8 protein-coding genes are annotated in these 10893 nt (G+C 67.2%); 5 read left to right on the top strand and 3 right to left on the bottom strand.

The window, feature by feature from the left end; genetic code table 11:
* The first annotated feature begins 126 nt into the window (after positions 1-126).
* The 3 genes from ACNA7R_RS11065 (at position 127) to ACNA7R_RS11055 (ending at position 3040) form a co-directional block, all read left to right on the top strand.
* The gene (locus ACNA7R_RS11065; protein WP_416283623.1) at positions 127-1149 is read left to right on the top strand and encodes an amidohydrolase family protein; all 1023 of its coding nucleotides are present in this window, start codon (positions 127-129) and stop codon (positions 1147-1149) included.
* A 240-nt stretch (positions 1150-1389) separates the two neighbouring features.
* Positions 1390-2208: a thioredoxin domain-containing protein gene (locus ACNA7R_RS11060; RefSeq protein ID WP_416283622.1), complete on the top strand. Its 819-nt coding sequence runs from the start codon at positions 1390-1392 to the stop codon at positions 2206-2208.
* A gap of 106 nt (positions 2209-2314) precedes the next feature.
* A complete protein-coding gene (locus tag ACNA7R_RS11055; RefSeq protein ID WP_416283621.1) occupies positions 2315-3040 on the top strand; it encodes a ferredoxin--NADP reductase in 726 nt (241 codons plus the stop codon).
* 351 nt (positions 3041-3391) lie between these two features.
* On the opposite strand, the gene ACNA7R_RS11050 is transcribed toward ACNA7R_RS11055, so the two are convergent.
* A complete protein-coding gene (locus ACNA7R_RS11050; RefSeq protein ID WP_416283620.1) occupies positions 3392-4036 on the bottom strand; it encodes a hypothetical protein in 645 nt (214 codons plus the stop codon).
* 200 nt (positions 4037-4236) lie between these two features.
* On the opposite strand from ACNA7R_RS11050, the gene rqcH reads away from it, so the two are divergent.
* Positions 4237-6381, top strand: a complete 2145-nt coding sequence (rqcH, locus tag ACNA7R_RS11045; protein WP_416283619.1) for a ribosome rescue protein RqcH — start codon at positions 4237-4239, stop codon at positions 6379-6381.
* A 202-nt stretch (positions 6382-6583) separates the two neighbouring features.
* Positions 6584-7789 carry an NAD(P)/FAD-dependent oxidoreductase gene (locus ACNA7R_RS11040; protein WP_416283618.1) on the top strand — a complete coding sequence of 402 codons (1206 nt, stop codon included), beginning with the start codon at positions 6584-6586 and terminating at the stop codon, positions 7787-7789.
* 75 nt (positions 7790-7864) lie between these two features.
* Here the strand turns inward: ACNA7R_RS11040 and ACNA7R_RS11035 are convergent, their stop codons facing one another.
* On the bottom strand, positions 7865-9037 hold the full coding sequence (locus tag ACNA7R_RS11035; protein WP_416283617.1) for an ABC transporter ATP-binding protein: 1173 nt from the start codon (positions 9035-9037) through the stop codon (positions 7865-7867).
* Positions 9018-10805 carry an ABC transporter permease gene (locus ACNA7R_RS11030; RefSeq protein ID WP_416283624.1) on the bottom strand — a complete coding sequence of 596 codons (1788 nt, stop codon included), beginning with the start codon at positions 10803-10805 and terminating at the stop codon, positions 9018-9020. The genes ACNA7R_RS11035 and ACNA7R_RS11030 overlap by 20 nt, the downstream gene beginning before the upstream one ends.
* Positions 10806-10893: the final 88 nt, after the last annotated feature.

The raw sequence follows: 10893 nt of genomic DNA, 5'->3' as shown, positions 1-10893 counted from the left end.
TACTGTAAGTCATTACCGGCGCAACCGCGACCCGTGTGGCGGTTGCGCCGGTAAATCGTTACAGCAATCCGTATGAGTCTCGATCGAACGCGAACCGTTGAAGGGTGGGCCCGCCAAGGAACGAGCATGGAACGAACCGGGACGATCCTTCGCGGGCGTGAGCTCGAGCCCGTCGAGGGACGGATCGTGATCGACGAGGAGGGACGTATCGAAGCCATCGAGGCGGAGTCGGTCGAGAGTTCGGATCTCATTCTGCCACCCTTCGTCAACGCACACACCCACATCGGCGATTCGATCGCGAAGGAGGCCGGCGGCGGGCTCTCCCTCGAGGAGCTCGTCGCCCCGCCGGACGGGCTGAAACACCGACTCCTGCGACAGGCCTCTCGGGAGGAACTCGTCGGCGCGATGGAGCGATCGCTGCAGTTCATGCAGCGGGGCGGAACCGCCGCCTGCCTCGACTTCCGCGAGGGTGGCCTCGAGGGCGTCCGAATGCTCGAGGACGCCGCTGCGGGCCTCGATATCGGCGCGCTGTCGTTCGCCCGCGAGTCGGTCGCGGCGATGGAGGCGGGCGACGGGTTCGGCGCCAGCGGCGCCAACGACGGCGACTTCGAGGACGAACGGGCCGCGACCCGAGAGGCCGAAAAGCCGTTCGCCATCCACGCGGGCGAGGGCGATTCGAGCGACCTCGACGGCGCGCTCGACCTCGAGCCGGACTTCCTCGTTCACGTCGTCCATCCGGAGCCGGACCACTTAGAGCGGATCGCCGACGCCGAGATCCCGGTCGTGCTCTGCCCGCGGTCGAACCTCGTCACCGGCGTCGGCTTCCCGCCCGCCGCGGAGCTGGCCGAGCGGACCACGCTCGCGCTCGGCACCGACAACGTGATGCTCAACTCGCCGTCGATGTTCCGGGAGATGGAGTTTCTCGCGAAGTGTTCCGAACTCCCCGCCGAGACGATTCTGCGGATGGCGACGGTCAACGGCGCCGACCTCGCCGGACTCGAGGGCGGCTCGCTCGAGGCGGGGGCGCCGGGGCGGCTGCTCGTCCTCGACGGCGACTCGGACAACCTCGCGGGCGCCCGGGACCCGGTCCGGGCCACGGTGCGGCGGGCCGGCGTCGACGACGTCCGCGAGGTCGTCCTCGAGCCGTAGCGTCGGGCCCGGTGCGGGTCGAACCCTCGAACGGGCGCTGTCGCTCGAGCAAACCGATTCTCGTCCTCCCCCGGATAATATATAACTATAGCTGGGTGTTTTAATCAGTGTATTTCGTCCCGTTAGCTGCCGTATTAGCCTCGTGTTCGGAATCTACAATCAACGCTCCTGAATTATACTCCCAGTAACTAGTGACTTATCTGAGTAGTAGTAATTCCGGGTAACCGATTAGTTCGATCCGTGACGCAAGACAACCGCACCAGACGGCGCGTACTTCAGGTCGGCAGTGGCGCGGCCATTGCCGGGCTCGCGGGATGTACCGACTTCCTCTCGAGCGACGACGACGAGGACGACGATCCGTCGAACGAAACCGACGGCGGCAACGGCGATAACGGTGAGAACGGCGGCAACGGCGGCAACGGTGACGACCCGAACGGTGAGGACGACAAGGACGAGATCGAGGAACCGAAGGGCGTGCTCGACCCGATCCCGACGCCGGACGATCCGAAGTCCGCGTTCCCGATCGCGGGCACGGGCGACGCGCCCGTAACGATCAAGCTGTTCGGCACCTGGAAGTCGACGGAGACGTCCGAGTTCATGCTCGAGGAGTTCGCGACGCTGCTCGAGAAGCACGTGAAAAAGGGCGAGGTCGACCTCGAGGTCCACGCCGTCGCCGCCCTCGGCGGAACGACGCTCCACGGCGACGACGGACCGCGACTGGCGCGGGCCGGACTGGCCGTCTGGGACCACGATCCCGGTCAGTTCTGGACGTTCGTCGAGTGTATCGCGATCAACATCGACCTCGAGGAGGAGTGGGCGACGCCCAAGCGACTCAAACACGTCGCGGAGAAGTCGGACGTCGCCGACCCCGAGAAGGTCTACGACGCCGCCGCGGGCGACGCCTACCAGGACGAACTCGACGAGACGATCGACCAGGTCGAGAAGATGGATGTCGACGACGTACCCCGCGTCAGCGTCGAGGGCACGGTCTACTCGCCGACGAAGGAGACCGACGAGCTGTACGCGGCCATCGAGGCCGCCGTCGAGACGGAGACGTAACGGGACGAAAACGGTCGTCGATTGGGTCAATTCACTTTTTGCGACCGGAGTCAGGGATGCACGTGCCGACAGCACGGCTTAGTAGCTTCTGACCGCAGACCGACGTATGACACTGTCCGTTACGGTCGCCGACGTCCATCGGATGACGCCGGACGTGAAGCAGTTTCGGCTCGTCGCCGACGACCACGGCTTCGAGTTCGATCCCGGCCAGCACACGGCGGTCCACTTCGAGGCCGACGGCGAGGAGCAGTCCCGTCCGTACACGGCGATCAACGCCCCCGGAACGAACCAGCTCGTGCTGGCGATCAAGCGCTACGACGACGGCACCGGTTCGGTCTACATGCACGACCGGACGCCGGGCGACGAGATCGAGATCGACCCCGTCGAGGGAAACCTCCACCTCCGAGATCCCGACCGCGACGCCCTCTTCGTCGCCACCGGAACGGGGATCACGCCGCTGTACCCGATGGTCAGACAGTACGCCAGCGAGGGTACGGGAAGGGGGAAGCTCATCTTCGGCGAGCGCGACCAGGAGCACCTGATCTTCCGCGAGAGTCTCGACCAGCTCCGGGCGGGGACCGACGCCGTCTCCGTCGAGTACGTCCTGTCGGACGCCGCCGACGACGCCGCGTGGAACGGGAAGACCGGACACGTCCAGGATCACCTCCTGGAGACGTTCGAGGAACTCGACGACCTCGAGCGGGTCGACTGCTACGTCTGTGGCGTCCCCGAGATGGTCGTCGAGACCCGGGACCTGCTCGAGGACGCCGGGGCCGACGAGGATCGGATCTTCACCGAGGGGTGGGAAGCGGACGCCGCTGCCGAGGACTGACGGCCCCCGACCGAGGGCTTCCCGTCGGTCGAATTTCGACCGTGGTCGATGAGGTACGGAGATAAAAACATCGCAGTTCATGGGAAATTTTTATATCAATGGGGCGTGAAGCATCGAGTGCCGACGAACGTCGGCATCGATCACACTCCCCCAGACAACCAGCGCCACACCCGCTGTATCTCATTCGGGTGCACCGTCGCCACTCCCCCCACCCCCCACCGCTCGACACTCCCCCCGTTCGAGCGGACTGCGACGGTGCGCCCTTGTGATCTCGCTTTTCCGTGGTCGAATCAGTTCGTAGAGGGGGCTCTGGCGGACGAATGAAACGTTTATACATCGGCTAACGCCGGGTTAGCCGTCGATCGTCGCCTCGAGTTCCAGCAGTCCGAGGTAGTCCGGTGCGGCACCGCTGGTTCGGAACTCCGTGACCGTCGAGTCGACCAGTTCGTAGAACTCCGACTGTGTACCCGGGATCATCGGCTGACCGTCCTCCCGGAGGAGATAAGCCGGGGCGTCCGTGCTGCGGATCCGTTTCTGCTGTTCCGCCCAGGCGTCGCCGGCGTAGAGGAAGAGTCCGAACGAGAAGCGACCGGCGGCGACCGCGTCGCGCTTCGAGTCGAACTCGTCGGCCTCCTCGATTCGGTACTCCTCGTCGCTCAGCCAGGCGATCGCGGCGGCCTCCTCCGCCCGGAGCAGGTAGACGTCCCACGACAGCGTCTTATCGAAGATCGCCCAGCCGTTTCGCGGCCCGATCGTGTCCACTTGGACGCTGAACGCCGGTCGACCCCGCGAGCCCGTCGGCTCGTGAACGAACGTCGCGTCGTATCCCGGGATCCGGATCCCACGGTCGTGGTAGGCGACGCCCTCGACCGGAATCTCGACCTCGAGTTCGTCGATCAGCGCGCGGGCCGAGAGCCCGCCCGTCTGCTCGAGTCGTTCGAGGAACGACGGGAGTCGCGAGACCTCCGCCCAGACCGGGCGCTGTGGCGCGCTCATCGGTCGTCCCCTCCGTCGGGCGTTCGTCGTCCGTCCGTCGTCCTGTCGATTCCGCTCGCGGACGAGCCAGCCGTGTCCATGCTCGCGTGAAACGGGCTCGTCGCCGATGAGCCTTTCTGACTCGAGCGAGCGCGCCGTCGCGAGAACCTCCCTCGAGCCGGAGCGACACGCCTTTTTGACCGGACCGGGCAGGTAGAGGTATGGATCCAAAGCGGGAGCTTACGAGCGTCGACCTCGCGGCCCTCGTCGGGGAGTTCGGCACCTACGAGGGTTCGAAGGTCGACAAGGCCTACCTCTACGGCGACGACCTCCTGCGGCTCAAGATGCGCGATTTCGACCGCGGCCGCGTCGAGTTGCTGATCGAGGTCGGCGAGATCAAACGCGCCCACACGGTCGCCCCCGAACGGGTGCCCGACGCCCCCGGACGGCCCCCTCAGTTCGCGATGATGCTTCGCAACCGGCTCTCGGGAGCGGACTTCGCCGGCGTCGAGCAGTTCGAGTTCGACCGCATCCTCGAGTTCGTCTTCGAGCGCGACGACGGCACCACGCGCATCATCGTCGAACTGTTCGGCCAGGGGAACATCGCCGTCACCGACGGCGAGTACGAGGTGATCGACTGCCTCGAGACGGTCCGGCTGAAATCCCGAACCGTCGTTCCGGGCTCGCGCTACGAGTTCCCCGACTCGCGGACGAATCCGCTGTCGGTCTCGCGGGAGGCGTTCGACCGCGAGATGGAGGATTCGGACACCGACGTCGTCCGGACGCTGGCAACCCAGCTCAACATGGGGGGCCTCTACGCCGAGGAGATCTGCACCCGGGCGGGCGTCGAGAAGGCCCTGGACATCGACGAGGCCACCGACGAGGACTACCGCCGGGTCTACGAGGCGATCGAACGGCTCGCGCTCGACGTCCGAAACGCCAACTTCGATCCCCGTCTCTACCGGGCGCCCGTCGAGGACGAGGAGGCGGACGAGCCCGACGACGGCCCGGTCGTCGACGCCACGCCGTTCCCCCTCGAGGAACACGAAGAGGCCGGCCTGACCGCCGAACGCGCCGACAGCTTCCTCGAGGCGCTCGACGACTACTTCTTCGAACTCGAGCTGGAAGACGAGGAGGAGCCCGATCCGACCGAACAGCGACCCGACTTCGAGGAGGAGATCGCCAAACACGAGCGGATCATCGAACAACAGCAGGGCGCGATCGAGGGGTTCGAGCAGCAGGCCGAGGCCCAGCGGGAGAACGCCGAGTTGCTGTACGCCGAGTACGGACTGGTCGACGACATCCTCTCGACGGTCCAGGAGGCCCGCGCGCAGGACCGCCCGTGGGACGAGATCGAAGAACGATTCGAAGAGGGGAAAGAACGGGGGATCGAGGCCGCGGAGGCGGTCGTCGGCGTCGACGGCACCGAAGGGATCGTCACCGTCGAACTCGACGGCGAGGAGATCGATCTCCTCGCCCGGCAGGGCGTCGAGCAGAACGCCGACCGTCTCTACACCGAGGCCAAACGCATCGCGGAGAAAAAGGAGGGCGCGCTGGCGGCCATCGAGGATACCCGCGAGGATCTCGAGGACGCCAAGCGACGCCGCGACGAGTGGGAGGCCGAGGACGAGCACGAGGACGACGGCGACGAGGACGACGAGCACGAGGAGACGAACTGGCTCGAGCTGGCCTCGATCCCGATCCGCGAGAACGAGCCCTGGTACGACCGCTTTCGGTGGTTCCACACCAGCGACGGCTACCTCGTGATCGGCGGACGAAACGCCGACCAGAACGAGGAACTCGTCAAGAAGTACCTCGAGCCGGGCGACACGGTGCTTCACACGCAGGCCCACGGTGGCCCCGTCACGGTGCTGAAGGCGACCGATCCCAGCGAGGCCTCGTCCTCGGACATCGAGCTTCCGGACTCGAGCATCGAGGAGGCCGCCCAGTTCGCCGTCACCTACTCGTCGGTCTGGAAGGACGGCCGCTACGCGGGCGACGTCTACGCGGTGGACTCGGATCAGGTCACCAAGACCCCCGAGAGCGGCGAGTACTTGGAGAAGGGCGGCTTCGCGATCCGCGGGGATCGCACCTACTACCGCGATACGGCAGTCGGCGCCGCGGTCGGCATCCAGTGTGAGCCCTACACCCGCGTCATCGGCGGCCCGCCGTCGGCCATCGAGGGCCAGGCCGAGACGACGATCGAACTCGAGCCGGGACGGTACGCCCAGGCCGACGCGGCAAAGCGGCTCTACCGGCGGTTCCGCGAGGAGTTCACGGACGAGTCGTTCGTCCGGAAGATCGCCAGCCCGGACCGCATCCAGCACTTCATGCCGCCGGGCGGGAGCCGGATCGCCGAGGAGTAGTCGGCCGCGTCCACGATCCCACGATCGCCATCGGGTGAGCCGATCGAAGCAACCCGGATTGCTCGAGACCGCCGTACAGGACACCAAGAGGACCGTACCTGGTTCCACGGATCTGACGGAACGAGCGACGTTCGACGGCCCACTGCTGGAGTGTCGCAACCCCAACCTATTCTTCGGCGCTCCTCGATAGCTGGTCCAGAGAATGGTCGAGTTCGACGTCGTCGTCGCCGGTGCTGGACCGGCGGGGCTCCAGTTCGCACGCGAACTCGGGAGACGGTCGACTCACTCGGTCGTCGTTCTGGAGCGCAACGACGAGCTGGCTGACAACGACAAATCCACGGGCGGGACGTTCCGGCAGGTGATCGAGGGGTACGATATCCCGGATCGGGTCGTGATGGATTCCAGCCCGGACGTCGTGTTCGAGGGGCCGGAGGCCCGCTCACGACTGGCGATTCCGAACTACGTTCTCGACTTTCCGGCGTTCGTGGAGTATCTCGGCGAGGACGCGCGGAAACACGGAGTCGAGATCGTCACGGGAACCCGCGTCTCGGAACCGATTACCGAAGGGGGAGTCGTTACGGGAGTTCGAGCCCGTCGAGGCGGCGATTCGGCGGAGTACTACGGAGAGCTGGTCGTCGACGCGACGGGGCCCGCCGGAGCGCTGACGAGCGAACTGGGGATGTGGGATCCGGACGCGGCACAGCGCGGGATCGGGAAGGAGTACCAGGTGACGGGCTCGTTCGATCGGGACTCCATGCTGTTTCGGTTCGACCACGAGTACGCCCCGGGAGGCTACGCGTGGGTGTTCCCGGGCGGCGACGGCGTCTTCAAGGTCGGCGTCTGCTGGGTGAACGACTTCCACGAACGACACGTGCCGCCGGACGGCGGGGGGATCGACGAGTACGTACAGCGGTGGATCGAGAGCGACGACCGGTGGACCGTCGACGAGGTCGAGGCGGTCCACGCCGGCGAAGTCGTCTCGGACAATTCGATCAACGACCGAGCCGGCGACGGGATAGTGGCGGTCGGCGACTCCGTTTCGAGTGTCAATCCGCTGTTCGGCGAGGGGATTCGGCCGGGGATGGAGTCGGCGGAGATGGCGGCCGACGTCGCGATCGAAGCCCTCGCTCGAGGGGCCACCTCCAGGGAGACGCTGCTCGAGTACGAGAAGCGCTGGAATCGCGAGAAGGGGCCGAAGTGGAAGGTACAGCGGGTAGTGGGCGAACTCCTGTACGACTTCGACGCCGATCAGCAGAACCGGTTCGTGCGGAACATCGATCGGTTGTCGGACGAGCAAGCGGACCGGTTGCAACGGTACGAACTAACGCTTCGGGACTTGCTTTCCCTCTACCCGTTCGATCCGACGGACATCCCGAAAGCGCCGACGCTCCTCCGCCATCTCCGGTAATGCTCGAACGAACCCCGACGCCCCCTCCATCTCGGCCGACCGGAGCTCTCGGTCGAGCGAACTGCACGCCTTCGGTCAGAGGGTTCGATCGATCGCGACGACGTGTGGATCGCCGGGTTCGAAGCCGACCGCGACGTCCCCGGAGAGCGGATCGCGAGTCCTGACGAGTAGCTCCCGACCACCCCACTCGAGGTGGACTCGTGTCGTCTCGCCGAGAAACTCCGCGCTCCGGACGGTCGCCGTCGTCGCGTTTCGCCCGCTCGAGGCCTCCGGCTCGGCTCCGACCTGCAGGTTCTCGGGTCGCACGCAGAAGGTGACGGCGTCGCCGACCGCGACCTCGCTCGCGAGATCGACCGCGAACGTCTCCGGGCCGGACTCGAGTTCGGCTCGCCGGCGACCGTTCCCTCGCTCCTCGACCGACCGGACGATGCCCTCGAGGACGTTGTTGTCGCCGACGAACTCCGCGACGAACCGCGTCTCCGGCCGGCGGTAGATATCCTGCGGAGTCGCCACCTGCTCCGGCGTCCCGGCCCGCATCACCGCGACGCGATCCGAGATGGCCAGCGCCTCCTCCTGGTCGTGGGTGACGTAGATCGTCGTGATCCCGAGTTCCTTCTGGATCGCCTTCACCTGAATCCGCAGTCGCTCGCGTAGCTGGGCGTCGAGCGCGCTCATCGGCTCGTCTAACAGGAGGACGTCCGGGCCGGGCGCGAGCGCGCGGGCGATCGCAACCCGCTGTTGCTGGCCGCCCGAGAGCCGGTCGGGCTCGCGATCCTGCATCCCCTCGAGGTCGACCAGCTCGAGCAGTTCCCGGACCCGCTCGTCGTCCGAGACGCCCCCCGGCGGATCGGCAAAGTTGAGCCCGTAGGCGACGTTCTCGCCGACGGTCATGTGGGGAAACAGCGCGTAGTTCTGGAAGACGACGCCGACGTCCCGGGCCTCGGGCGGGACACCGGTGACGTCCTCGCCGTGGAACCGAACCGCCCCCGCAGTCGGGGCCTCGAAGCCGGCGATCAGCCGCAGCGTCGTCGTCTTCCCGCAGCCGGAGGGGCCGACGAGCGTGAAGAACTCGCCCTCCCGGACCGACAGGGAGACGTCGTCGACGGCCGTCGTCCCGGCGTAGCGTTTCGTGACGCCCTCGAGTTCGACGGCGATCGGGCGGTCCTCGGTCGGCGACTCGGCGCTCGAGGATCGGGTTCCGGGCGGCTCGAGCGAGCGATCCGGCTCCTCAGATGCCAAAGCTCTCACCTCCGAGCCGGTCGATGATCACGAAACTGATGCTCGTGACGACCAGCAGGACGACACCCATTGCGGTTGCGGGTCCGAGCCGACGGCCGATGAAGCGTTCGATCGCGACGGGCATCGTGTACTGATCCGTCCCGGTCGCCAAAATGACCGTCGAGGAGAACTCGCCCATCGAGATGGCGACGACGAACGCTGCGCCCGCGACGACGCCGGGCCAGACCAGCGGCAGTTCGACGTCGTACAGGGCTCGCGCCCGGGAGGCCCCGAGCGCGCGGGCCGACTCGACGAGCGAGCGGTCGACCGACTCGAGCCCCGGCGCGACGGTCCGGACGACGAACGGATAACAGGAGACGGCGTGGGCGGCGACGATCGCCGCGGCGCCGCCCATCGTGAGCTGCCAGCCCGCGAGTTCGATCCCGAAGACCGGTCCCCGCAGGAGGCCGATCCCGACGATGATCCCCGAGACCGCGAGCGGCGCCATCGCGACGGCGTCGACGAGCTTCCGGCCCCGGTAGCGTCTGGTCGTCAGCACCGAGACGACGACGCCCATCGGCAGGGCGAGCGCGAGCGCGCCCGCGGCGAACAGCAGGGAGTTCCGGATCGCGGGCCAGGGTCGGACCTGGAACGCCGCGGCCGTCTGCTGGCGCTCGAGCAGGAACCGGTAGTGATCCAGCGTGAGCCCGCTGGGCCCCGAGACGCTCGCGTAGAGCATGCTGACGATCGGCGAGACGAAGACCACGAGAGCGATCGCGGCGTAGACGGCGATCCCCGCCCGCGGAGCGAGTTCGCGGACGGACGGGGAGGGCGGCGAAAGCGGTCGGCGCGGCAGCGGGCGCACGCCGCGCGAACGGACGACGTGGTTCGCCTCGTAGCGCAGGTAGCCGTAGAGGATCCCCAGCGTGATGACGAGTTCAACGATCGCCAGCGCGGCCGCCTCGGCGTAGTTCAGGTCCTGGATCAGCCGGTAGACGAACACCTCGACGGTCGCCAGCTCGAACCCGCCCAGCGCCAGCACGATCGGGAACGTGCCGAAGGTGAAGACGAAAGTCAACGCGGCGCCCATCAACACGGCCGGATACAGCTGTGGCGCGACGACGTCTCGAAACGCGCGGAAGGGGCTCGCCCCGAGGCTCCGGGCGGTCTCGATCGCGCTCGCGTCGACGGACTCCCAGGCCGCGGTCGTCACCCGCGCCACGAGCGGCGCGTTGTAGAAGGCGTGGGCGATCAGGATCGCCTCGAGCGTGAACAGCAGTTCGATCGGGCCGAGCCCGACGACTCCGAGCGCCCGGTTGAGCGTGCCGTTCTGACCGAACGTCGCGACGAAGCCGACGGCGACCATGATCGAGGGAAGAACGAACGGAAGCACCGTCAGCGAGCGCAGCGTCTGCCGTCCGCGGAACTCGTAGCGCGCGAGGACGTAGGCTGCAGGGACGCCGAGCGCGACGCTAAGCAGCGTCGAGAGAAACGCCTGGTAAGCGGTGAAGCCGACGATCCCGATACGACGGTCGCTCGAGAGCAGGTCGCTCGCGACCGACAGCGGCGACTCGCCGGCGAACAGGCGGGCGAGGTCGCCGAAGTAGAACGGATCCCGCAGGAGCTCCAGAAAGACCGCGAGCGTCACCGCGCCCTCGACGACGACGGCCTCGACGAACACCGTCGCCACGGGGTAGTAGAACAGCACGACCAGCAGGAGGATCGTTCCGAGGCCGAACAGCGCGATGGCCCGACGCTCGAGGCGGTTGCGGATCCCTCTCGCGCGCCGTCGTCCCATCGGTTCGTCTCCCGCGCGGGGGTCCTCGGGGTCGGGATCCGAGCCGGGAACGTCGACGGGTGCGGTCGCCCCGCCGTCAGCTCTCGGA

The organism is Natronococcus sp., from assembly GCF_047921035.1.
GTDB lineage: Archaea > Halobacteriota > Halobacteria > Halobacteriales > Natrialbaceae > Natronococcus.
The sequence above is the reverse complement of the archived record's forward strand: the minus strand, read 5'-3'. Positions and strand labels throughout refer to the sequence as shown.